The following is a 24,250-nucleotide window of genomic DNA, read 5'->3' on the forward strand; positions in this document are numbered from 1 at the left end:
TAAAAATATGAATGCAGAATTTCAACGTTTAATTGAAGCAGAAGTAGAGCGGAAAGTGATAGAACGCTTAAAAGAAGAAAGAGAGAATTTTAACAAGGAAGATATTTTAGAACGTTTCGAGGGAATATTTGGGCGCATGGATGAACAAGAGCAAATTGCCTTTCTTTTAAAATTAATTAGTCCTTCGGAAGAATCCCTGTGCGACAGTTTTGGAGAAGGTACTTGGGGGATGAGTAAAAATTATAAAGCTAGTGTTGCAATCACTATGATTTTGCAAAACTTATTAAATAAATAATAGTTTTTTAAATAAAAACAAACCATTATATGTTTTGAGTTTAGGGGTGTATGTTATGGGAAACATAGTGAAATATAGACATGGTTCAGAAGATTCATTGGATATAGATGTAGTGTATGTATTTGAGAAGATGCCTACTTTTCAAGAATGCCAGGAGTTTTGTTCGGATAAACAAGAAAACAGAAACATAATGGTGATAGAAAATGGAACAGTAGTGGATTGCTTTAAAGGAAGCATTGATGAATTAAATAATGGGTTGTATGATACATATGATTTGCATGAACAAGAGTGTGAACTGCGGATAAAACGGAAGGTAGAGCGAGATGTGCTAATGAAAGTAATTCGAGCTGTAAGATGTATATTATCACATTGCTCTCGAACATCTTATAGAAAAGTCGTAAAGAAGGCTTTGAAAAGTTCAAGTTGGACAGAAAGAGTTCAGGTGTTGCAAAGTATTGATATTCATTCTATTGACGACTATGGAAAGTCAGGTTCAAAAGAAGATATATTCAAAGTTTTTGCCTTTCAAATAGGTCAGGCATGGGGGTTACTAGAGGGTATGGAGTTGTATACAAAAAGTTCCATATCCACACAGTTCCCTTTGTTAAAACAATACTTGTATCGAGAACCAGGGGTATCTTCGTATCATTTGTCTAGATACTTATCTATTTTTTTAGAAAAAGTATCAGAATTTAAAACCATTGAGGTAGATGGTTTTGCAGAATTTTTGGATTTTAAAAAGAAAGTAGATTTAAAAAAAGAAGCATATGTATCGTTCAAAAATTGAACACTAGAAACAAAAACGCAAGAGTTTATACTCTTGCGTTTTTTTGCTAAATAAGTAAAAATAATGTCCTTAATTAGCTTGTTATTTTCTTAAAATTTAAATGAAGATATGATAGGGTCAATGTCATCTTCAGTTGCCCACTCGAAATCATTACTAAGTATAAATTCAATGTATTGTTCGTCCATGCTAATTGATTCATCACCGATTTCATTCAGTTGTACAATGATGAATGTTCCTCTTACCATGTCGTATTCGGTATCTCCACGATATAATCTTCTGTTCTTAGGGAGGTTATGTAAAACTGCTTGGTCATTTGCTATTAATTGAAAGACGGTACCATCATCCATTTGAATCGGATGAAAAGATAATTCTTCTCCTACAGTTTGTTTATAACCATTCAAAGATTCTTCGATTTGAGCTACATATGGTTGTTTTTGAGGTTCAAAAACTACGACTTTCATATATGCTTTCTCCTTTATCTACATAATTAATAATATTTTTCATGGAAATATATAATAAGTATAAACTCTTAGTATAAGCATAGCAAGAAAAGGTCTTTTTTCCATAAAAAGGAATGTTGCAAAAGTGTAAAATTTTATTGTTTATTTACGATGAATGTAATGTATAAAAAAGTTTAGTTCGTATTTGTGATTTAAGATTTTTATATAGATAGTAATTGTTAGGGAGGTAAGCATGAAAAAGATAAAAGTATTGATTGTAGATGATTCGGCTTTTGCAAGGCAGCAAATTCGAAGTTTATTAGAAACAAATAATGAGTTTGAGGTAGTAGGTATTGCACGAAATGGAGAAGATGCAATTAAAAAAGTATGTGAACTGAATCCAGACCTTATCACGATGGATATAGAAATGCAAACAATGAATGGAATCGAAGCTTTGAAACATATTATGAAGACTAATCCAAAGCCGATTGTTATGGTAAGTGAGTATGTAAAATCGGGGGCGAAATATGCGTTAGAATCGCTTCAACACGGAGCCGTAGATTGTATTCTAAAGGGAGAAATTTTAAGTTATAATCCTAACCCTCAAGCGATTCGTAATTTTTTTGAGAAATTAAAAGTAGCTACAAAGGCGAATGTTAGGATATTAGATAATAAAGAAAGAATAATGCCGAAAAATTTAAAGAAAGATTTTCTAAAAAAAGAGATAGATATGGTGTTTATAGGTTGTTCTACAGGAGGTCCAAATGCTTTAAGAGAAATTTTACCTAAAATTCCATCTACGTTTAAACTACCTATACTTGTAGCGCAGCATATGCCAAAGGGATTCACTTCTTTGATGGCTAATTCTTTTGAAAAAACATGTCAACTACCAGTGAAAGAAGTAGAGCATGGGGAAATAGTAGAAAAAGGGGTTATATACATAGCACCAGCTGGATATCAAACTACTATATATAAACGTGGAAATTATAATATTTTTAGTGTGGAAGACAATGAAAAATACAAACAAGTATTTAGTCCTGCTGTTGATGTTTCTTTGTTCTCTTTGGTTTCAATATATAAAGAAAGATTATTAACTGTCATTTTAACTGGAATGGGGCAAGATGGGTTAAAAGGATGTAGGGAGGCAAAGAAACAAAATGGCTATATAGTAACGCAAACAAAAGAGTCGTGTGTTGTGTATGGGATGCCAAAATCTGTAGATGAAGCAGGTTTGTCGGATGAACAAGTTGATTTATATGATGTATATAAAAGAATTGTTTCTATTGCAAAAAAAGAATGATAAAAAAGTATGTTTTGTTTTGAAAACAATTTTTAAAAAAGTTGCAGCATTAAAAAACTGCAACTTTTTTTGACTTTTTAATTAAAGAGCATTATATTCTTGGAAATTCAGGATATGAAAATAAATAAAAAAGTAATTTAAAAAGAAGGGTTTATAAAAAATACGAATAAATATAATGATGTCGATTGTGACATGAAGAAAAGTAGGCGTTTACTGCAAGAATATTAATGTATATTAAATTCTTACAAGAACAAAATTATCAATCATACAAAATGAATCAAAACATGAAATGAAAGTTAAACATTTGACAACGCCTAGTTAGTTACATAAATAGAATAATTATATTTAGGTGCATACAGCGAATTAATAATCCAATTTATTAACCTAAAATTTGAATGAAATTACTTCGTATAAGTTTAACCCAGAGCAGCACCTAGTTATATAAGACACATACAGCAATTTATTACATTAAATGTAGAGGATACAACTTATCCAACTTGTCAGTGTCTTGATATATATAATTATTTTATTAACTATTTTCTAGAAGTCACATTATTAAATTCGGAAATAATAAAAGAATAAAGAAAATTAGTTTTAACAAAACTTTTCATAATATAGACGCAAACAGCAAACAACAAACTAACTCAACATTGGTCGTTAAGTAATGCGTCTAGTTTTTTATTGTTAAAACATAATTTAGAAACTTAATAAATTAGAAATTCAAAAATAAAGTAGATGCAAACAGCAAAAAGACCAAACATGATTACATAAAAGAATTAAGAACAAGAACATTAATCCTTTAGTAAAAGTAAGAGTCTCGTAAGCATCTAGTTTTTTTATTTTAAATTGAAATGGTAAGTAACAAATGATTTCCCTATTAGACACAAACAGCAATCTTAATACATATATGCTATCTACTAAAATTTGATGAACAAATATTAATAAGATTCAGAGGGAACTAGAAATAGTTCAAATTACTTTTAAAAGTGTCTAGAGATTTTGAAGCAGGTACAAACAGCAAAACAAATTCATAACTAAATCTAAAAGATTAAAACAAAGATTTACTTTAATGGTTCTAAATATCTATGCATAAGATAAAAAACCGCAATTTGAAATTTGATGTACCTAGATATAGTAAGAAGCATTCCCAAAAAGACGCAACCAGCAAATCAGTATTATTGTAAAAGATACCTAAATGTTGAGATTCGTACAGATGTTGCTACAAACAAGAAACATAAATCAAATAATTTGTTTATACAAAATAATTGTTTAATAAGTTTTTAATTTGGATTTAAGAGATGCAATTCGCGTCTTGGGGGTTAAAAGGCACAAACAGCAATTTTTTACTCAGGTGAAGATATTTGAAAAGAGATTGATATTCAAAATTGAGTGCCTTGTGATGATTCTGAAAATAAAATTTCTAATATAAAGGGGATAGTCGTTATGTTAAATCATTTAAAAAACGAAACTAATGTCGCTTATTCTGAAAATGGAGCTCGTGCATTTGCAACAACAAAGAGTGCAGTTTTAGATTTCTTTGCGCAGGGTGGAGCTTTAAGATATAGAGATGAAACAGAGATTATTACTCTATTCACAAAAGCATTTGGAGAAAATCCATTGCTAGCAATGAAAGCATTGTTTTATTTTAGAGATATTCGTGGTGGACAAGGGGAACGTAACACTTTCCGTACTATCGTGAAGTATCTTGCGAATCACCATGCACAAACAATGGAGAAAAACATTCATTTGATTTCGTTATTTGGACGTTGGGATGATGTGTATCATTTGTTTGGCACACAGCTTGAAAATCGAGCTGGAGAATTAATTAAAGAGCAATTCAAAAATGACATGAATTCTGAAACACCATCTTTACTTGGTAAATGGTTAAAATCAGAAAATGCGTCATCTTACGAAACAAAGAAATTAGCGAGAAAAACTCGTGAAATCTTAGGATTAACTCCTAAACAATATCGTAAGTCTTTGTCTAGCTTACGTAAGAAAATTAACATCGTTGAGTCTGTAATGACTGAAAGACGATGGGGAGAAATCGAATATGATAAACTTCCTTCTCAAGCTGGGTTAAAATATCGTCAAGCATTTTTCCGTAATGATGAAGAAAGATATCGTGAATTTCTATCTGCTGTAGCAAAAGGCGAAAAGAAAATTAACGTTAAAGATTTGTTCCCTTATGAGATTGTACGTAAGATTCCTTCATATGATGAAGTGATTCATGATAGAAAGTACAACATTGTATTTGGACATGCGGAAAACGAGGAAGTTCTTAATACCATGTGGGATAACTTGCCGGATTACGTGAATGGGGCGCATGAAAATGCTATCTCTGTTATTGATACATCTGGAAGCATGGAAGGACTTCCAATTGAGATTGCTCTTTCTATTGGTATTTATCATGCAGAAAGAAATAATGGACCATTTAAAAATCATTTCATTAGTTTTAGTCAAAAGCCACAACTAATTGAAATGCAAGGTGCTACATTCTGTGAAAAAGTTCGTAATATGTCTCGTACATATTGGGATTCAAATACAAATATAGAAGCTGTCTTTGAACTGATTTTGGATACTGCTATTAAACATAGAGTGTCTGATGATGAAATGGTTAAGAAGGTTTATATTGTGTCTGATATGGAATTTGATTCAGCTACAAATATGAGAAAGAATAATCAACTATTCCGAGAGCTACGTGCTCGTTTTGAGGAAAAGAATGTTCCGTTTCCAACGCTTGTTTTCTGGAATGTTAACGGAAGAAACGCTCAGTTTCCAATGACAATGGACGATAACGGAGTTCAATTTGTTTCAGGAGCGAGCCCGACAATTTTTACGAATCTAATTCGCGGAAACTTCATGAATCCATACGACCTTATGTTGGATGTATTGAATGATGAAAGGTATGAGCAAGTAACGGCATAAGTCATTTTGTTCTAGCTTTCAAGATAATAATAGGCACATACAGCAAATAAAAAATAATCAGAACAACTTTATGTATAAAAAGTTAAAATCTAAGTGCCTAGTAAAAAAGACGCATACAGCAAAACATAATATAATACATAACAAACTAATGGATAGTTAATATTGAAGCGTCTTGTAAAACCACATCGTTAATTCGATGTGGTTTTTGTGTTATGGATATGTACTTTTTGCTGTTAAATTTGTTACTAGGAATAGGATATACTTATTTACAAATCGGATGATAAAAAGCTGAAGAAAATATATCCCTTCAGCTTGTAATTAAAAATGTTTTATATTTTTCGTTGAAAATCAACAATGTTTCATAACATAACTTAAATAAATAAGTTATGCAGTTACTAATGTTTTTTCTACAACAGTAGATTCATTTTGGTTCCAATCATTTATATATTTTTGAATGATACGCAATTTTTCTTTATGGTATACCTTTACAAAATCTTTATATTCTTGTGTTTCTCTATGTGCTCGATTGAAATCAAATAATTGGTTTGGTGGTTTAGGCATATTGAAAACTTCATCAAACAAATCACTTAAATCATTCCACATATTATAGCCGTAGTGACAAATGAAATAACCTAGTCCGCTTGTTGCTTCTTCTTTTGTAAGGATGCCTAAAAGAATGTCTTGCCAAACTAATTGATAAGAATTGCTTTCTTCAACATAATACTTAGTTTCTTGAAGTTCCATAGCAGCTATTGCCTTCTTTAAAACTTCCTTGTCCATGTCAGAAAAATTGGTTGGTTTAATAGGATTGTAATACTTCTTTTTTAGTGTAAGATTCATGAGTAATTGATTCTCCTTTATATGTTTTTTTGATATCTTGAATATTATATATTAGATTGAAATTAATGGTTTAAAGTGGTAAATAAATATTGGAGAAATAAAAATGTAACGTAAATATAGAGATGAGTGAAATTTTTCCCATGTTCACACCCCATATTATATGACAGGTAATATCGATGAAATATAAAAACGGGAGAGTGCGTAATGTATTTGTTCAAAGCGGAATATAAGATAAATGGAAAGTTAAAAACAAAGAAGATGATTGCTGAAACACAGGAAGAAGTTCAAGAGAAAATTGTAGGTATAAATGAAAATGTGGAAATAAAAGAATTCAAAATAAAAATAATTAACATTGATGATGCTATCGATAAGTTAGAAGAACATAACCAAATTATAAATAAAAGAATTAAGTCAAGAATAGAGCAAGTAATAAGTCAAAAAATGGCGTTAATGGAGTATAAGGCTATTCAAAAAAAGGTAAGATGTTTCTCGGAACTGAAACTATTAAGAGTTTCGTTAAAAAAAGATGCTCGTATAATTAAAGAAAAATATTTGGTTGAAAGAGAAGATGAGGCTATCCGGTTATTTGCGCTCAAATATCCCGAATTAGAGGAAGAAATGGACAATTGTTTGGCAAATGAGCTGAATGTTAGTTTTCAAATAAATCGAATTCAAGAGATGATTGAGACTTTGGAACAGAAAAATCAATTGGATACTGATATATTAGCTAAAAATCACATGAAAGTAATAGAGCTAACTGAGTATCAACAAGAAATAGAGAACCAATAAATATCAAAAGACCATTATTGTTAATCATGTAATGGTCTTTATTCATTTGTATTAGTATAGAGAGATTAAAATGCTACAATATAAAAAATGTTAGGCGAATAAGAATAGTGAAAAAGAAAGGATACATGTTGAAACAATATAACGAAAAGCTGACAGTTTATACTCTTATCTTTTTCTTTTGTAAAATTTCATGTAAATTAAGAAACTCTTTCTATTTTGTTTCCATTAACCAGAAAATGTGCATTTGTACTTTGAAACAAAGCTTTTACTCTTTGTTCCATAAGAATATCTTCCCAACCGGATAATGCTGAGCAACTCATTAAGGAGTTAAACTGTTCCGCATTTTTAATGGGTAAATCCAATAGAATTTCATTACCCATACCTAGTGAACGGAACAATAAATCTAAATCATTATTCCAAGAGCGTCTTCTAAAATGGTGCATTTCAACAAGGTTAAATTTTTGACTTAAATCGTTTTTGAAATACTCTAAGCAGCGTTTTCCTTCTTCGTCATTGGGGAAGGTTAACTGTAGAGTATGTTTATCTCGTGATTTATCATAAATATGTGGTTTAATGCGATGAAGATTAAGGATGACACTTTTGTGATTTATGTTTCTTCTTTGCCAAGTGTTATTTTCTAAAACAAAAAAATATTTTTGTAGCTTACAGAACTCCCCAGACCTATAATCACGTTCCAGCATAATAAATGTCTCATCAAAGTAAAAATCTATTTGATTGTTGTAGTCTCCGAAAACGGTAAGGGTGTTTCCTTTTAAAAGGGGATATTGATTGCTTTTTTTGAGAACTATTTTTAATGCTCCGTGATAGAACTCGTGAGGCGCTTGCATAAGTTATTCCTCCTTTTATTTTTATCTTTGACAAAGTTAAGAGAGAGTAAACAAAGAAAATAATTTAAAGTGAAAAACACCAAGAGAAGTGGTGTAAAACTGTATTTGCTTTGCTTTATTGCATCTGATAATTCTAGAGGTTTTTTGTAAATTCAAAATAAAAACAGTGATATTGAAAAATACAGCAGCAAAGATTGCTATAATGTAGGTTCAATTAAGAATTCTTAAAAATATTTTTTAGGATTATTAGTAATTAAGAATAATGTATGTGTATTTAGTAATGTAACAAAACGGAATGAAGATAGAGGGATATTTATGAATAAATATTTTGTGATTGGTGATATTCATGGCTGTTATGACAAGTTGATAAAATTGTTGAAATTCTGGAATCCAAAAGAAGAAAAACTTATTTTTTTGGGTGATTTAATTGATAGAGGAGATAGAAGTTTAGATGTTTTGTTGCATGTAAAAAAATTAGTAGAAGACTATGGTGCTATAGTGATTAAAGGGAATCATGAAGAACTCTTTTTAAACTGGTTAGAATCTCCTGCAACTCAATCAGTGGTATACTTAAATCAAGGTGGATATGAAACAGTGTCTTCTTTTATGGAAGGGACAAATATAGGGAAACATACACCTGCTTTTTTGACGAATTACATAAATGATTATTTTCAAGAAGAAATTTCTTTTCTGAAAACATTTCCTTTATATTTTTATGATGAATTATATATTTTTGTACATGCAGGTGTAGATTTATATAAAGCGGATTGGAAAAATACAAGAGATTTGGATTTTAATTGGATTCGCAACCCATTTATTTATGGTAAGAATGAGACCAATCATACAATTGTATTCGGACATACTCCAACAAGATTGATTCACAAAGATGAAAGTGATGATATATGGGTATCTCCTTGTGGCACAAAAATAGGTATTGATGGAGCTGCTGTGTTTGGTGGGAAATTACATGCGTTACGTATTAATGGGGAAAAATTTGATGTAGTATCTGTTGCTTAATAAAATAAACATATGGAAATGAATGGAAGTGGGGGAACTGGTAATGGACCAAATTAAACTATTAGCAAAATGGATAAAGGAATCTAAAAAAATAGTCTTCATGTCAGGCGCGGGGGTAAGTACGTCGTCGGGAATTCCCGCATTTCGAGGTGCAGGCGGCGTATGGACTGAAGATGTGAATAGAGAATATTATATTTCTCGTTCTTTTTATAATGGGAAGCCAAAGAAGTTTTGGGAAAAATATAAAGAAATTTTTCAAATTAAATTAGCAGGTAATTATGAGCCAAATGAAGGTCATTTATTTATAGCAGAGCTTGAGAAGTTAGGGAAAGAAGTAACAGTGTTAACTCAAAACATAGATGGTTTACATCAAAAAGCAGGAAGTACAAATGTAATTGAACTGCATGGAACATTAAAAACTGCAACGTGCCCGAAATGTAAAACAGTGTATGACTTAGAATATATCAATGAAAATAAAATACCAAGATGTAGTCGTGAAACAACGAAAGGTATATGTAATTTCATTTTAAAACCTGATGTAGTTTTATTTGGAGATGCAGTCAAGGGGTATAAACTAGCAGAAGAGTCTCTTGAACAAGCAGATGTATTTATTGTTTTGGGAACATCACTGGAAGTGTATCCTGTAAACACACTTCCAAGGCATTTTGTATATGTAATGAATGATTGGGAAGAAAATAAGGAACCTAAAATGGCAATCATTAACCTTGAGGAAACAGGCAAAGATGAAATGTTTCAAGCAATTATACATGCAGACATTGTGGATACTGTTAGAGAACTAAAAAAAGAGTTAAATAAAATAGAATAGTTTTGAAAAAGACCTTGTACTGTTTAAGTGCAAGGTCTTTTGAATTTGTTTATAATTTCTTGTTAATTTGGCTGAGAAAGAATATGGAACTCAATTATATTGATTTTATTACTTGTACATACTTGTTGTTCGGTTAGGAGTTCGTTTTGTTTCTTTTTCAAAATTTGTTTAAAGTTATATATTGATTTTTTTATTTCCATTGTAGAGTTTAAGTATCTTTCAATATCTTGTTGTACTTGCCAATCTACGAATATATTATCTACAAACAAATCTAATGCCATTAAAAGTTCATTGTCATCGAGCCATACATCTGATATATTGGTCGTATTTTCTTTGGAGATATTTATGCTATCTTTTAAACTTTTTAATTGTGATAGCATTTTGTTTAATTTTTTTAACTCATTTATTCCTTCGTCCAGTGCGTCTTTCTTTAATAATGAAATCCCCAGGTTATTTGTAGCAATGTCTGCCAACCCAAGGTTTTCTGCTTCTTTTAATGCTGAAATAGTTTTTGTTAATTGTAGTTCTAAGTCAGGGATAAAACTAAGGACATTTTCATAAGAATTTAATTCCTTTTGAATAGAGTCTAATGAACGGTTCAATTCGATTATTGCTAATAGCCCTTTGTTTAACAGTTCTTTTTCTTTTAAAGAGAGTATAGCGTTGTATTTTATTTTAGCCTCTTCGATTTTTTTAAAACGCAATTCTAATTCGCTTAGGTTTCTTCTTTTTTCTAAAAGGGTTGCTTCTGCTGTTTGCACATTATTAGTGGCTTCTTGTAATTCTGCCTTTTCTTTTTTTAACTTTTCATCTTTTTTTCCTATCAAAGAGTAAACTGCATTATTTAAGCTAAATCCATTTAATTTTACTACATCATTTCTCTCTTTTTCTTCCGATTTCTTAGAGTTTTCATATTTAATCTGAGCATTTTCAACTTCTTCTTTTGCTGCAATAATTTGTTCCTTCACCAAAGTCTCTTCATTCACTGTGTTTTTTAATGTAATGAAATCTACCTTCATCCTGTTTTCCTCCTAATAATATCCACAATGTGATATTTTTTAAATATTGTAACATTATAAGGGGTCTTATAGTTAAAATTTCAGATTATACAAATGTAATTCTCAACTATAAGTGTGTAAGCAACGATAGAAGTGTCTTTTTGTTTACAATTCATAAAACTGTGCTATTAAACAATTGGAGGTGAGCGAATTGAAGATTATTAAAGTTGCGAACTATGAAGAAATGAGTTTAGTTGCATTCTCAATTTTAGAAGAGAAATTAAAGTTGAATGCTGCCTTAAACATAGGTTTTGCTACAGGAGGTACTCCACTTGGATTATATGAACATCTTGTTGCAGCAAATGTAAACAAAGAAATAACGTTTAAAGGTGTAAAAAGTTTCAATTTGGACGAATATGTGGGTTTAAGTAAAACAAATCCGAATAGTTATCATTATTTTATGTTTGATAATTTATTTAACCATATAGATATCAATAAAAATAATGTACATATACCAAACGGGGAAACTTTAAATATAGAAGAAGAGTGTGCTTCTTACGAAAGGTTAATAAAAAAATATGGAGGCATTGATATTCAGATTCTTGGTATAGGAGGGAATGGTCATATAGCTTTTAATGAACCAGGTACTTCTTTTGAATCTGTTACACATATAGTGGATTTAGATGAATCTACTAGACAAGCAAATGCAAGATTTTTTGAAAATATAAACGAAGTTCCAACAAAGGCAGTTACAATGGGACTTTCAACCATAATGAATAGTAAAGAAATTTTGTTATTAGTTAATGGTGAAAAGAAAAAAGAAGCGTTTCAAGAATTAATTTCTGGAAACATTTCAGAACAATTCCCTGCATCTATACTTCATAAACATCCGAATGTCATAGTTATAGTAGATGAAGAAGCATATTCAGAATAATAAAAGGACTGATAATATCGGTCTTTTTGGTTTTGGGATAAGGAAAATAGTGAAATTAAATCCGGTTTCTGTATTTTGTTATAGATTTTTATGATAATATGGAACGGTGAAATAATGAGCGAGGTGGAAATGTTATGGATAATATGTTCTATCAAGAAATTACGCAGGAAGAAAGCTTTAAGTATGCTTGTCACTATTTTTCTATTTATAAAAGCAAAATAAGACAGCATAATTTGGATTTCAATCATCATTATGATTATGATTGTGATTTTAATAAGTCGTTTTTTGAGAATATTGTATTTGGAAATGACTTTTTTCTGGATTTATTTAAAGAAAACCAGAATAAATTAATAAAGCAGGGAACGTATGATTTAAATGGGGTAATGGAATTAAACGAACAATTTAAAAAAGAAACTCTTGCTACATTCATGAACGATTTTAAAAAAGAGTTTGTAAAAGAATACATAACTAAGATTGACGATATTTTGAAGGAATATAACAAAGAATTAAAATACGCGATTGAAGATGAACAGTTCTATCAAAATCGAGAATATCTTAACCACAAAGAATTTCTAGATGACCCTGTTTCAGAAGAAGAACGAACAGAATGCATACAAGATGCACAAGAAAAGCAGGAAGAATTCAAAGTAAAAATTGAATTGTATGAAAGTGCGAAAAATAGCATTTCTAATTCGCTTTCTAATTCTAATTTAGTGTCAGCATAAAAAGAATTATATCAGCAATTAAAAATAGAAAATATGTAAAGAAATTGAGGAATTTATTATGCAAAAAACATCAACAAAACCACAGAAGAGTGTACATATGATATTGGTTGTTCTTTTATGTGGATTCTTTTTAACAGATGCAATACTTATGTTTTTTATTAAACCTAGTCTAACGTATCTAATTGTAGCGATGGCTGTGTTATTTGGAGCGGGTTTAGTTTTACTGAAAGTAAAGAAAGAACTTATGTTAAAAGAGATTAGTCGTTCACGAGCATTTTTATTGGTGTTCGGAGCGATTCTTATTAATTCGGTTGCAGAAGTAGTACGTATGATTTGTTTTTAATTTTTTAATAGAATTCAAATTCTCTAAGGGAAATCAGAATTCATTTAGAAATTAATTAACTGAAGATGAAAAAGATATAATTTTGGGTTGAGTACGAAAAGTAGAGGATGTACTCCATTAACTTATCTGATTAATTTTGCAAAGAGTGAAAGGTGCGGTTGGTGTATTACAAGAGGGGTATCTCACGATGATGTGTAGATTAGGGAGCTTGTAATAAACATGCATGTGGGGCTATATGCCCCAATTCTACGTAGAAAAGCATTTAAGTATTAGATTACTGATTGTAATCAGTGTGCCATTGGCGTATTGTCTCCTGATTGTTGTTTACTGTGGAGACGGTTTTAATAATTGAGGCTCAATAACAAAAAGGTTATTGAGGAAAAAAGACAAGAGGCTACGTGCCGACTTATATGTGATAGTTAAAATATCCAATGGGTATTTTATCGAAAAAAAGGGTGTAGTCGCTAGGACCATCGACTTTTCATGGTACGGTTTGATGGTATCCGAAATATTAAGCCCGCGACGAGGGTGATAATCGACATATAAAACCATGATGAGATTATCATGGGTAGTGATTGGATGGATGGGCGCTACCTATTATTTTAAATTTCAGGGGTGTTTATACGTGCTTGAAAAAAAGATTACTGTAAATAATACAACAGGTATTCATGCTCGACCTGCTACTAAATTAACAACTACAGCTAGTAAGTTTCAATCAGAAGTACAAATAGAATATGCTGGTCGTGTAGTAAACGTGAAGTCTATTATGGGAGTTATGTCTCTAGGTGTTCCTGGAGGGGCAGAAGTAATTGTGCGTGTTACAGGTGTAGATGAAGATGAAACTCTTGTAGAAATGTTAAAGTTATTCGAAGATAACTTCGGAGAATGATTTTGAAAAAATTGAATATTAACCAATAAATTTTGGGTTGATATAATAGGCAATTTATCCTTTGTTTGCATGGGATAAATTGTTTTTTTTATTTTCCAACAAATTTCTTGTTTAAAGGGAAAAATAAATATATTAGCAAATTAATTATGTTCTCATAAAGCTCATTGATTCAGTATGAAAAATGAGTAAACAAAACGAGGATATATAATAGTTGTTTTTAGAACAATAACTGAACACCCATGAATAGGGGTTCTTATTTTTGTTTATATAAAAGAAAAGAGGTAATTTAATATGGCTATGAATTTAGAAAATTTAGCTATTAATACAATCCGTACTTTGTCTATTGACATGATTAACAAAGCGAATTCAGGACACCCTGGATTGCCTATGGGTGCAGCTCCAATGGCATATACACTATGGAGTAAGCATATGAATCATAACCCGTTGAACTCTGATTGGTTTAACCGTGATAGATTTGTATTATCTGCTGGTCACGGCTCGGCTTTATTATATAGTTTGTTACATGTATTTGGTTACAATGTAGCGATGGAAGATTTAAAGAATTTTAGACAATTAGGAAGTGCAACTCCTGGTCATCCTGAATATGGACATACAGATGGAATCGAAGCCACAACAGGTCCTTTAGGTCAAGGTATTGCAATGGCAGTAGGTATGGCGATGGCTGAAAAACATTTAGCTGCTACTTACAACAAAGAGGGATTCCCAGTTGTAGACCATCATACATATACACTGGTTGGAGATGGTTGTTTGATGGAAGGTGTGAGCTATGAATCTATTTCAATGGCTGGACATCTAGGATTAGGTAAACTAATTGCATTATATGATTCTAATGACATTTCTTTAGATGGTGCATTGAATTTATCTTTCTCTGAAGACATTAAAAAACGTTTTGAATCTGCGAAATGGCAATATATTCGAGTAGAAGATGGAAATGATGTAGATGCTATTTCAAAAGCGTTAGAAGAAGCAAAAGCAAATACAACACAACCAACAATTATTGAAATTAAAACAGTGATTGGTTTTGGTAGTACAAATGCAGGAACAAACAAAGTTCACGGTGCTCCTCTAGGTGTAGCAGAAGCAGTTAAAACAAAACAATCATATGGTTGGAATTACGAAGAAGAATTTTTCGTTCCACAAGAAGTAAAAGATGTAATGGAAACAGTAAAGAAAGAAAGCGCTGAAAAAGAAAAAGCTTGGGAATCTTTAATTGAACAATATGAAGTTGCTTATCCTGAATTAGCAAAACAATTAAAACAAGCTATTTCTGGTGAATTACAACAAGAAGTATTTGAAAACTTACCTGAATTTGAGGTAGGTAAAACGATGTCTACTCGTATTGCTTCACAAGAGGCAATTAACTACTTTTCTAATTTAATTCCAAGTATTTTTGGAGGCTCTGCTGATTTAGCTCATTCTAATATGACAGATATCAAAACAGAGAAGAAGTTCGTTGTAGAAGAAGAGACTGGTCGCAATATTCATTTTGGTGTTCGTGAACACGCGATGGGCGCAGCTTTAAACGGTATGACTTTACATGGTGGTTTAAAAGTGTTTGGTGGAACATTCTTCGTATTTAATGATTATTTACGTCCATCTATTCGTTTAGCGGCACTTCAAGGACTTCCGGTAACATATGTATTTACACATGATAGTGTAGCAGTAGGGGAAGATGGACCTACACATGAACCTATTGAACATATAGCTGCTTTACGTTCTATTCCGAATTTAACAGTTATTCGTCCTGCCGACACACATGAAACATTCACAGCATGGGCATATGCTTTGAAAGATGCAAAAGAGCCAGTTGCACTTGTTCTTTCTAGACAAAACTTACCTCATCTTGAAGGAACAAAAGGTAATTATGAAGGATTAACAAAAGGTGCTTATGTGTTAGCAGATAGTGAAGGAACTCCAGATGCGATTTTAATTGCAACAGGTTCAGAAGTTGCATTAGCTTTAGATGCAAAAGAACAATTAGATAAAGAAGGTATTCGTGTACGTGTAGTAAATATGCCATCTTGGGAATTGTTCGAGAAACAGACTAAAGAATACAAAAATGCAGTTATTCCTAAAAACGTAAAACATCGCCTATCTCTTGAAATGGGAATTTCTATGGGATGGGAGAAATACGTAGGTGACGAAGGAGAAACACTTTCTATCAACACGTTTGGTGCTTCTGGTAAAGGTGATGAAGTGATTAAACACTTTGGATTCACAACAGAAAATGTAGTAAATAAAGTAAAAGAAATGATTAAGTAATAGTTGAAAGCCGCATGGAAAGTGCGGCTTTTTTGTTTGGTTTCGTATGATGCTTTGGGGAAAATAGAAAAAGACCTTGTATTAAAAGATACAAAGTCTAATGTTTTATGTGTTAAATTATTTTTCTGTTGTTTCGAACATCAATTGTTTCAATTTCGACAGAGTATTGAAAGTGGACAAAATTAATTCGAGTGCAGAATCATCAGCAACTTCAAGGATTGATTTGTTATGAGTAAGTTTTTTGATGCATTCGCTAAACGATAATAAGTGATTTAATACCGTTTCTTCAAAGTCTTTTGGGTGCATTAATTCATGTAATTCTTCTGCAATAGAAACCAATTGTTTCGTCGCAAATAGACCTACAACATTTCCATTCAATGTGTCAGTGAAAAAAGAGAAGTCGACAGGTTCCGAAACCAATGGACATGCTTTAAACTCTTTGAATTCTATTGATTCTTCAATCGTTAATTTATTTCCATTGCTTAAAAAAGAAGTAATATTACTTCCTATTCTAGAAATACAATCTTTTTCTAAGCATTCGAATCGTTTTAACAACTTAATATGAATTTCATAAATAAGATAATAATCTTTTTCAATGTATGATTCTTCGATATAAGATGGATACTTTGGAAATTCCGTAATACCGAATTTGAAACGCAATATTTTTAAAATAGAATATGTGATAATTTCTTCAATATATTCATAATCTTTCTCGTTAAATATTATCGGTTCTTGCCCTTGATTAAATAAAAATTGTAACCTCTCGGTTTCGAATGTATCTTCGAACATGATTTTGTTTCCATCAAGCAACCAGTCTCTATATTTTTTAAGAGTTTCTTTAATACCTGATATGTTTGCATTTATCAGTTGTTCTTTCGTATCTAAGTTCATTCTATCAATTTGAGATTGAGTGAATGGAATTATTTTTTTAAACAAATTCTTTGGTTCAATTTCTGTTTCTTCTACAGTATCTGGTCCTGTTTTTGCAAATCGAATAAAGGGACTAAGACCCCTTAAGAGAATAGCTAGTTCCTCATTAGCAGAAGCTAATTTTGCAAAAGTGGTTTTCTTAGGAACATAAGGATTTACTGGTTCTTTTTTCGTTTTAAGAGAAGAGTTTTCCTCTTTGTGAATAGAATTTTTTTGAATTAGATATTCTGATACTTCTTTTTTTAAATCGGGATTAAAAATTAATTCTAGTGATTGAATCAAGTCGATATTTCTTTTTTTAGTCGTCATTGTTGTTGCTCCTTAGTTTTAGTTTTTCAATATTATACAGTAAAAATGAAATTCTATAGAAAAAAGAGAACGACCTCTTTAAGTAAGCTCGTTCTCTGGTGGTTTAATAAATAATGTCATTTGTAAATTCTTAATTTCTTTATGCTCCTCCGCTTCGAAAGTTCCAGCAACTCGGAACCCATATTTTCCTTTGATTTTCACAGAAGCTCTATTAAATACAGGCTTTGTGATAACATTACTACTAAAACTATGGTCTGGAAACATCGTGAACATGGAATGATAATAAAAACTACCAACGCCTTTATGTAGCATGTCTTTACGAACAGCTCCTTGTTCCATGTGCCAATGTTTTAGTGACATTAATACATTTTTATCAGCTTCGTCTTTAAACTCGAATCTGTCCAGTGTAAGACCGTTCATCGTTAGTGTGTGGAATATTTTTGATAGAATAATCCAACCAACAACTTCTCCGTCTGCATTTTTAGTTACGAAAATTTGGCTGTTTGGGTTATGTATTTTACCCGAAATAATTTCGTAAGTGTATTTTGAGACAAGGAAGCCATTTGGTCCAAATGTATAGTAATGTGAGTCGGCTATTTCCAAAATTTCTGGAATATCAAGCCGTGTTGCCTTCTGGAATGTGTATCCCATAGGTAGAACACCCCTTTCAATAGTTTCATATATAGTAGTGGAAAAAAAAGAAAAAGCAAGAAATAAATAATTTTTTCTTATTTTACTCAAAATACATTCTGAATTTGGCAATATGAGCGAACAAATAAACATAAAAAGATAGATAAAATTAATAGGGGAAATAAAATGTCAAAGTATACAATTGTTGAAGTACGAATAAAAAAATAATGCGTTTTCTTGAAAAAAGATAAACTGCATTATATAATACGAAAGGTTTTTCCTAGTGGTAGGGGAATAAACCTTGAAATTACTCCCTACATATATCTACCACAAATTTTGATGCGTCTTTTTTAAGTGCTGAACAATGGGCTCACTGTAACGGGTCTTCAGTAGTTGGGTCGCTCCCGACACGCATCACCAATTTTATAGAAAATAAAAAAAGGATTATTATGAAAAAAACATAAATATAGTAATAACAAGGAGTGGTACCCAAGTGGCTATAAGGGGCTCCCCTGCTAAGGGAGTAGGCTGAGAAATCGGTGCGAGGGTTCGAATCCCTCTCACTCCGCCATAATTTAAAACCTTTTCGAAAGAAAAATGTTAAATTTAAAAATATATTCTGACGTAGCTCAGTGGTAGAGCCATCGGCTGTTAACCGATTGGTCGTAGGTTCGAGTCCTACCGTCAGAGCCATATTGGTCCCGTAGTGTAGCGGTTATCACGCCTGCCTGTCACGCAGGAGAGCGCGGGTTCGAATCCCGTCGGGACCGCCATTATATTGAATGAGTTATTTCATAATATGCCGGTGTAGCTCAATTGGTAGAGCAACTGACTTGTAATCAGTAGGTTGGGGGTTCAAGTCCTCTCGCCGGCATACTTGTCGCAAACCAATAAGCGACTCACAAAATGTTGGCTCGATAGGTGTTTGTCGTGGACCGATAAACGACTGATAAGATATCGGTTTGAAAGTTTTTTAATCGATGAGATAAAATAGGAAAACGTTGATGTTTAATGTATCAACGTTTTTTGTTGTTTTGAAAACTATTTTTAAAAAATACTTGATTAATTGAAAAATAGCCGTTATATTAAATGTAAATAGTACAGTTAACAATTAAAAAGAAGGAAAAAACAAAAAAAATTTTAAATATATATCATAGGTAAGACGGTATTAGTTTTAAATAAAAAAGGAGATGCGAAATATGGGTAAGTACCAAACTGAAGAGGAAGTATTAAAAAATTACAATGCTAAAAAATATGTGACTCCAGATGGATATACTTCAGATATCTCTGTATTCACCATTGTTCCTGATGAAGATAATGGGAAAAAGGTTCTTAAGATTATGTTAATCCAAAGAGCTGAATTAGATGAAGAGGGAGAACCAAATATTGAAGGTGGAAAATGGGCATTACCTGGTGGATTCGTTCAACCTAATGAAGATGCTTTTATGGCTGCTAAGCGAGAACTTGAAGAAGAAACAGGTGTAAAGGGTATTCATTTAAAACATTATGGTGTTTATGATAAACCTGGTCGTGATAAGAGAGGTTGGATTATCTCTAATGCTCATTATGCAATTGTTCCAGAATATTATTTAGAAAAACGAAAAGCAGCGGATGATGCAGCAGAAGTAGAATTATTTACAATGGAAGAAGCATTCAATTTAGAATTAGCATTTGACCATCGTAAAATTATTGCTGATGCTTTAGAAATTATTAAACGTGATATGATGCAAACAAACTTAGCGAAGGAATTTCTTCCTGAAGAATTTACTGTAGCTGAGCTCCGAAATGTGTTGTTGGCGGTATACTACCATAAAAGCATTGATTCTGAAAACTTCTTTAAAAAAATAAAGAATTTCACTTTTATCACAAAGGTAGAAAATAAAGATAAAAAAACCCAACGAAACTCAAAAAGACCCGCTAATTTATACCGTTTTATGGGGGAAGAGGAAATGGTTTCGAAATATTTTTAAAAAAATAAATAATATTAATAAGGTGTCTAGGAAGATGCCATTATTTTTAGAAATAATAACTGTAAAAAGTACAATTAACATTTAAAATATTATATAATAGGAGAGTGCTGATAATGAAAGCTTTAATAAATATTGATTATACTGTTGATTTTGTAGTAGGAGCATTACCTTGCGGAGAACCTGCTCAAAAAATTGAAAATGAAGTTGTACGCTTGACTCGTGAGTTTGCTGAAAATGGAGATTATGTTGTGTTTGCAATTGATTTACATAAAAAGGGGGATGTATTCCATCCAGAAACAAAGTTATACCCACCTCATAATATTGAAAATACAGAGGGAAGAGAATTGTATGGGAAGCTGAAAGACCTCTATGAAGAAATCAAAGAACGTGATAATGTATACTATATGGATAAAACAAGATATTCTGCATTTGCTGGAACAGATTTAGAAATAAAATTAAGAGAACGTGGAATCACGGAACTTACCATTATATCTCTATGTTCAGATATTTGCGTATTACATACAGCAATCGATGCTTATCAACGTGGTTTTAAGATTGTAATACACGAAAAAGCAGTGGCTAGCTTCAATCAAGAAGGTCATAAATGGGCATTAGAGCACTTTAAAAATGTATTAGGTGCTGAAGTGATTTAATAGAAAGAGGAGTATTTGCTTCTCTTCGAATGGAGGGAAATTAAATGGGCTTAGATAAAGTAAACTTAGAAAATTTTAAAATAGAAAACATAGATTTAAACGAACTAAAAGATATTACAGCTAAAGCACAGGAAAATAAACGTGCAGAAGAACAGCGAAAAATACGCGAAGAAATGTTTCAAAAGCAAATGGAATTGGAAAAGAAAAAGAATGGCGCATTAGCAATCATTCAAACAATACCATATGTCGTGAAACAAGCTGCTATTGAGGGTAAAAGCGGTGTTAATATAATGGAATTAAAATATGAGGACTTCACAAGAAGCTCTTTCTATGACAAACGTGAAAAACATGAACGTTTAGATATCAAAGCAAAGATGGTTTGGGATTATCTTGTAGAAAATCGTTTGAATCCAAAAATATATACTGCACACGATGGTGTTGGTATACAAAGTTGGGACTATATTCAAGCAAACTGGTAATACATAATTTATTTAAGAAAATGGAGGAATTAACAATGAATCAAAATTACACAGATGATAGCTTTGCGCTTCATACAGACCTTTATCAAATTAACATGGCAGAAACATATTGGGAAGACAATATGCATAATAAACGTGCAGTGTTTGAATTATATTTCCGTAAGCTTCCTTTTGGAAATGGATATGCTATTTTTGCTGGATTAGAAAGAATTATTGAATACATTAAAAGTTTCAGATTTACAGAAAGTGATATTAGTTACCTAAGAGATGAATTGGGATATCAAGAAGATTTTTTAGAATATCTAAAAACAATGAAATTCAATGGGAAAATTAGAGCGATGAAAGAAGGAGAATTAGTATTTGGTAATGAACCTATCCTTCAAGTAGAAGCTACTTTAGCGGAAGCACAATTGATTGAAACAGCTTTGCTTAACATTGTAAATTACCAAACGTTAATAGCAACTAAAGCCGCTAGAATTAAACAAGCAGCGGGCGAACAAACAGTTATGGAATTTGGAACAAGACGTGCTCATGAGTTTGATGCAGCAGTATGGGGAACAAGAGCCGCTTATATTGCTGGTTTTTCTGCAACAAGTAACGTAAGAGCGGGTAAGAAATTTGGTATTCCTGTTGCAGGAACACATGCACATGCATTGGTTCAAGCATATAGAGATGAATACAAAGCATTTCACAAATATGCTCGTAGACATGAGGAGTGTACGTTCCTTGTTGATACATATGACACATTGAAATCTGGTGTTCCAACTGCAATTAAAGTAGCGAAAGAATTAGGTAACAACATTAAATTCAATGGTATCCGATTGGATAGTGGAGACTTAGCTTATTTATCTAAAGCAGCACGTAAAATGTTAGATAAAGCTGGTTTTAAAAATACTAAGATTGTTGCTTCTAATGATTTGGATGAATACACAATTATGCATCTAAAAGCACAAGGCGCAAAAATTGATGTATGGGGAGTAGGAACAAAGGTGATAACTGCTTTTGACCAACCCGCACTTGGAGCTGTATATAAACTTGTACAAATTGAGAATGACAATGGAGAAATGATTGACACAATTAAAATTTCTGCAAATCCAGAAAAAGTAACTACTCCTGGTTCAAAGAAATTATATCGTATTATCAATCTCGTTAATAATCGTTCTGAAGGTGATTACATTGCAATGGCAGATGAAACTCCGCAAGAAGAAGAAAAACTAAAAATGTTCCATCCTGTTCATACGTTTGTTTCTAAATTTGTTACTAATTTTGAAGCAAAGGAATTACATCAAGATATTTTTGTTGATGGTGAACTTGTATATCAATTGCCAAAAATACAGGAAATCCAACAGTATGCAAAAGAAAATCAAAATTTGCTATGGGATGAATACAAACGTGATATGAACCCAGAAGAATATCCAGTAGATTTAAGTCAAAAATGTTGGGATAATAAAATGCAAAAAATCAAAGAAGTTCAAGAAAAAACAGCGGTGGGGTTAGGTCGATGAAAACTGCTGAAATGGAAAGAGTAGTAATGGAAAGGGTTAAGAGACAGGACTGGTCGCTTAACCCAAGAGAGGATTTAAATAGTATTGTCGAAGAATTAGGAGAATTAAGTAGGGAAGTTCGTCGCTATGAAACAGGTAGACAACGACCAGATGAAACAGAGGAAAACAAGGAATTGATTATAAAAGAGATGGCTTCTGAAATAGGAGATATTTTGTTTCCATTGATTAAAGTTGCACAATATTATGGAATCACATTAGAACAAGCATTTTTAGCTCATCATGAAAAGATGGAACAACGATACAAATAAATATTTTTATAGAATCGAGGAATGAATAATGTCTATTTCTAAAGAAAAATTAATAAAGTATTTTCAAGAGTTGAACCCAGGGAAAAACGTAACAAAGCTTTTTGAAGAGGGAGTAAGAATTGGTTTTTATGGGTCTTCATTTGACCCTATAACGAATGTTCATTTATGGACAGCTTCTACTGTAGCACATCGTAAGAAATTGGATTTCATTATTTTCTTGCCATCTATCGGAAGAGCACGTAGAGATAAAACTCTTCAAACACAAGATATCCATAGAGAGCAAATGGTTAAATTGGCAATTGCTAAAAATGAAAAGTTTATTTTGGATACATACGAAATGAATGTGCGACCTGAAAAGCAATTTACTTACTTCACAATGGAACACTTTAAAGAAGTATTTCCAAATGCAGAATTGTTCTTCATAATGGGAGCGGATTTGTTAGTTGATATCGCAGATGGTAAGTGGACAATGGATAAAGATTTAATAGCAAATAATCAATTTATTATTATGGCGAGAAATGGAATTGACATGTTGCAAACGATTAGTCGTTCTCCAATGCTAAGAAATCATGATGACGGAAGATTTCAGTTGTTGGATAAAGGTTTGGCAATGGAGATTAGTTCTACATATATTCGGGAAGAATTTGCTCGTGGTGGAGAACCACAATATTTGTTACCAGATTCTTGTTATGATTACATTAAAGAAAAAGGATTGTATAAAGAAATAATTCGATAAGAAGTAGGGAGTTAAATTAAAATGGTTAGAGAAAAAACAATTTATTTTTATTCTTGGGCAAAAAAGTATTTTGAATTTAGTAATTTTAGTCTTCATTCTATTGTGATTAATGGAAAAGAGTATGCAACTAATGAACATTATTTTCAATCTATAAAGTTTGTGGAACCGGAATATCAGGAACAGGTTCGATTAGCTAAAACTCCAAAAGAAGCTAAGATTTTGGGTTCAAGCAGAAAACATAAAATTCATCAAGATTGGGATTCTAGAAGGTTAGATGTTATGAAAGAAGCGGTATTAGCAAAGTTCACACAACATGAAAACCTAAAACAATTGTTATTATCTACTGGAAATGCAGTTCTTGTAGAAGATAGTCCAACAGATTCCTTCTGGGGAATTGGTAGGAATAAAACAGGGCAAAACATGCTGGGTAAGATTTTAATGGAAGTGCGAGAGTTACTAAGAAATCAAGTTAATTAATTTAAATATTT

Annotated in this window: 25 protein-coding genes and 4 tRNA genes; 23 read left to right on the plus strand and 6 right to left on the minus strand. The window is 31.7% G+C overall.

All coding sequences use genetic code 11. The features are described from left to right. Window positions 1-7 precede the first annotated feature (7 nt). Together PDL00_RS02515 and PDL00_RS02520 are read left to right on the plus strand one after the other, a co-directional pair. On the plus strand, window positions 8-295 hold the full coding sequence (locus PDL00_RS02515; protein ID WP_270726064.1) for a hypothetical protein: 288 nt from the start codon (window positions 8-10) through the stop codon (window positions 293-295). 55 nt (window positions 296-350) lie between these two features. Further along, window positions 351-1,082 (plus strand): hypothetical protein, encoded by a 732-nt coding sequence (locus tag PDL00_RS02520; protein WP_270726066.1) that lies wholly within the window; start codon window positions 351-353, stop codon window positions 1,080-1,082. An 89-nt stretch (window positions 1,083-1,171) separates the two neighbouring features. On the opposite strand, the gene PDL00_RS02525 is transcribed toward PDL00_RS02520, so the two are convergent. Continuing rightward, complete coding sequence (locus PDL00_RS02525) at window positions 1,172-1,543, minus strand: DUF3846 domain-containing protein (RefSeq protein ID WP_270726068.1); 372 nt, start codon at window positions 1,541-1,543, stop codon at window positions 1,172-1,174. 232 nt (window positions 1,544-1,775) lie between these two features. On the opposite strand from PDL00_RS02525, the gene cheB reads away from it, so the two are divergent. Next, window positions 1,776-2,822, plus strand: a complete 1,047-nt coding sequence (cheB, locus tag PDL00_RS02530; RefSeq protein WP_270726069.1) for a chemotaxis-specific protein-glutamate methyltransferase CheB — start codon at window positions 1,776-1,778, stop codon at window positions 2,820-2,822. Window positions 2,823-4,265: 1,443 nt separating this feature from the next. Further along, complete coding sequence (locus PDL00_RS02535; RefSeq protein WP_270726071.1) at window positions 4,266-5,750, plus strand: DUF2828 family protein; 1,485 nt, start codon at window positions 4,266-4,268, stop codon at window positions 5,748-5,750. 384 nt (window positions 5,751-6,134) lie between these two features. Here PDL00_RS02535 and PDL00_RS02540 read toward each other — a convergent pair whose 3' ends face one another. Further along, entirely contained in the window at window positions 6,135-6,590 is a 456-nt protein-coding gene (locus tag PDL00_RS02540) for a hypothetical protein (protein ID WP_270726073.1), read from the minus strand. 204 nt (window positions 6,591-6,794) lie between these two features. Between PDL00_RS02540 and PDL00_RS02545 the strand changes: the two genes are divergently transcribed. After that, window positions 6,795-7,379 carry a hypothetical protein gene (locus tag PDL00_RS02545; protein WP_270726075.1) on the plus strand — a complete coding sequence of 195 codons (585 nt, stop codon included), beginning with the start codon at window positions 6,795-6,797 and terminating at the stop codon, window positions 7,377-7,379. 197 nt (window positions 7,380-7,576) lie between these two features. On the opposite strand, the gene PDL00_RS02550 is transcribed toward PDL00_RS02545, so the two are convergent. Continuing rightward, entirely contained in the window at window positions 7,577-8,227 is a 651-nt protein-coding gene (locus PDL00_RS02550) for a hypothetical protein (protein ID WP_270726078.1), read from the minus strand. A 315-nt stretch (window positions 8,228-8,542) separates the two neighbouring features. On the opposite strand from PDL00_RS02550, the gene PDL00_RS02555 reads away from it, so the two are divergent. Then, window positions 8,543-9,244 carry a metallophosphoesterase gene (locus PDL00_RS02555; RefSeq protein ID WP_270726081.1) on the plus strand — a complete coding sequence of 234 codons (702 nt, stop codon included), beginning with the start codon at window positions 8,543-8,545 and terminating at the stop codon, window positions 9,242-9,244. Window positions 9,245-9,287: 43 nt separating this feature from the next. After that, window positions 9,288-10,070: an NAD-dependent protein deacylase gene (locus tag PDL00_RS02560; RefSeq protein ID WP_270726084.1), complete on the plus strand. Its 783-nt coding sequence runs from the start codon at window positions 9,288-9,290 to the stop codon at window positions 10,068-10,070. 62 nt (window positions 10,071-10,132) lie between these two features. On the opposite strand, the gene PDL00_RS02565 is transcribed toward PDL00_RS02560, so the two are convergent. Beyond that, window positions 10,133-11,089, minus strand: coding sequence for a hypothetical protein (locus tag PDL00_RS02565; RefSeq protein WP_270726086.1), 957 nt, complete (start codon window positions 11,087-11,089; stop codon window positions 10,133-10,135). Between the two features lie 190 nt (window positions 11,090-11,279). On the opposite strand from PDL00_RS02565, the gene nagB reads away from it, so the two are divergent. The 5 genes from nagB to tkt all read left to right on the plus strand — a co-directional run bounded on the left by nagB (window position 11,280) and on the right by tkt (window position 16,242). Continuing rightward, entirely contained in the window at window positions 11,280-12,002 is a 723-nt protein-coding gene (gene nagB, locus PDL00_RS02570) for a glucosamine-6-phosphate deaminase (protein WP_270726089.1), read from the plus strand. A 134-nt stretch (window positions 12,003-12,136) separates the two neighbouring features. Further along, entirely contained in the window at window positions 12,137-12,727 is a 591-nt protein-coding gene (locus tag PDL00_RS02575) for a hypothetical protein (protein ID WP_270726092.1), read from the plus strand. Window positions 12,728-12,785: 58 nt separating this feature from the next. Continuing rightward, a complete protein-coding gene (locus PDL00_RS02580) occupies window positions 12,786-13,070 on the plus strand; it encodes a hypothetical protein (protein WP_270726094.1) in 285 nt (94 codons plus the stop codon). Between the two features lie 625 nt (window positions 13,071-13,695). Next, a complete protein-coding gene (locus PDL00_RS02585) occupies window positions 13,696-13,959 on the plus strand; it encodes an HPr family phosphocarrier protein (protein WP_270726096.1) in 264 nt (87 codons plus the stop codon). Between the two features lie 291 nt (window positions 13,960-14,250). Then, window positions 14,251-16,242, plus strand: coding sequence for a transketolase (gene tkt, locus PDL00_RS02590; protein WP_270726099.1), 1,992 nt, complete (start codon window positions 14,251-14,253; stop codon window positions 16,240-16,242). A 117-nt stretch (window positions 16,243-16,359) separates the two neighbouring features. Here the strand turns inward: tkt and PDL00_RS02595 are convergent, their stop codons facing one another. Both PDL00_RS02595 and PDL00_RS02600 read right to left on the minus strand, forming a co-directional pair. Continuing rightward, window positions 16,360-17,481 carry a hypothetical protein gene (locus PDL00_RS02595; protein ID WP_270726101.1) on the minus strand — a complete coding sequence of 374 codons (1,122 nt, stop codon included), beginning with the start codon at window positions 17,479-17,481 and terminating at the stop codon, window positions 16,360-16,362. 78 nt (window positions 17,482-17,559) lie between these two features. Further along, window positions 17,560-18,132: a hypothetical protein gene (locus PDL00_RS02600; protein ID WP_270726105.1), complete on the minus strand. Its 573-nt coding sequence runs from the start codon at window positions 18,130-18,132 to the stop codon at window positions 17,560-17,562. 458 nt (window positions 18,133-18,590) lie between these two features. Here PDL00_RS02600 and PDL00_RS02605 point away from each other — a divergent pair. The 11 genes from PDL00_RS02605 (at window position 18,591) to PDL00_RS02655 (ending at window position 24,239) form a co-directional block, all read left to right on the plus strand. After that, window positions 18,591-18,682, plus strand: a tRNA-Ser gene (locus PDL00_RS02605). Between the two features lie 47 nt (window positions 18,683-18,729). Next, window positions 18,730-18,804, plus strand: a tRNA-Asn gene (locus PDL00_RS02610). Between the two features lie 4 nt (window positions 18,805-18,808). Then, window positions 18,809-18,884: transfer RNA gene (locus tag PDL00_RS02615), tRNA-Asp, on the plus strand. A 28-nt stretch (window positions 18,885-18,912) separates the two neighbouring features. After that, window positions 18,913-18,985 (plus strand) — tRNA-Thr (locus PDL00_RS02620). 325 nt (window positions 18,986-19,310) lie between these two features. After that, window positions 19,311-20,081 carry an NUDIX hydrolase gene (locus PDL00_RS02625; RefSeq protein WP_270726108.1) on the plus strand — a complete coding sequence of 257 codons (771 nt, stop codon included), beginning with the start codon at window positions 19,311-19,313 and terminating at the stop codon, window positions 20,079-20,081. 110 nt (window positions 20,082-20,191) lie between these two features. Beyond that, window positions 20,192-20,734, plus strand: a complete 543-nt coding sequence (locus tag PDL00_RS02630) for a cysteine hydrolase family protein (RefSeq protein WP_270727804.1) — start codon at window positions 20,192-20,194, stop codon at window positions 20,732-20,734. 44 nt (window positions 20,735-20,778) lie between these two features. Then, the gene (locus PDL00_RS02635) at window positions 20,779-21,213 is read left to right on the plus strand and encodes a hypothetical protein (protein WP_270726110.1); all 435 of its coding nucleotides are present in this window, start codon (window positions 20,779-20,781) and stop codon (window positions 21,211-21,213) included. Between the two features lie 35 nt (window positions 21,214-21,248). Next, entirely contained in the window at window positions 21,249-22,718 is a 1,470-nt protein-coding gene (locus tag PDL00_RS02640) for a nicotinate phosphoribosyltransferase (RefSeq protein ID WP_270726113.1), read from the plus strand. Next, on the plus strand, window positions 22,715-23,026 hold the full coding sequence (locus PDL00_RS02645; protein WP_270726115.1) for a MazG nucleotide pyrophosphohydrolase domain-containing protein: 312 nt from the start codon (window positions 22,715-22,717) through the stop codon (window positions 23,024-23,026). The genes PDL00_RS02640 and PDL00_RS02645 overlap by 4 nt, the downstream gene beginning before the upstream one ends. 28 nt (window positions 23,027-23,054) lie before the next feature. Next, entirely contained in the window at window positions 23,055-23,762 is a 708-nt protein-coding gene (gene nadD, locus PDL00_RS02650) for a nicotinate (nicotinamide) nucleotide adenylyltransferase (protein WP_270726118.1), read from the plus strand. 21 nt (window positions 23,763-23,783) lie between these two features. Further along, window positions 23,784-24,239, plus strand: a complete 456-nt coding sequence (locus tag PDL00_RS02655; protein ID WP_270726121.1) for an NADAR family protein — start codon at window positions 23,784-23,786, stop codon at window positions 24,237-24,239. The last annotated feature ends 11 nt before the right edge of the window (window positions 24,240-24,250 follow it).

It is taken from the genome of Bacillus cereus group sp. TH152-1LC (genome assembly GCF_027710505.1).
GTDB lineage: Bacteria > Bacillota > Bacilli > Bacillales > Bacillaceae_G > Bacillus_A > Bacillus_A mobilis.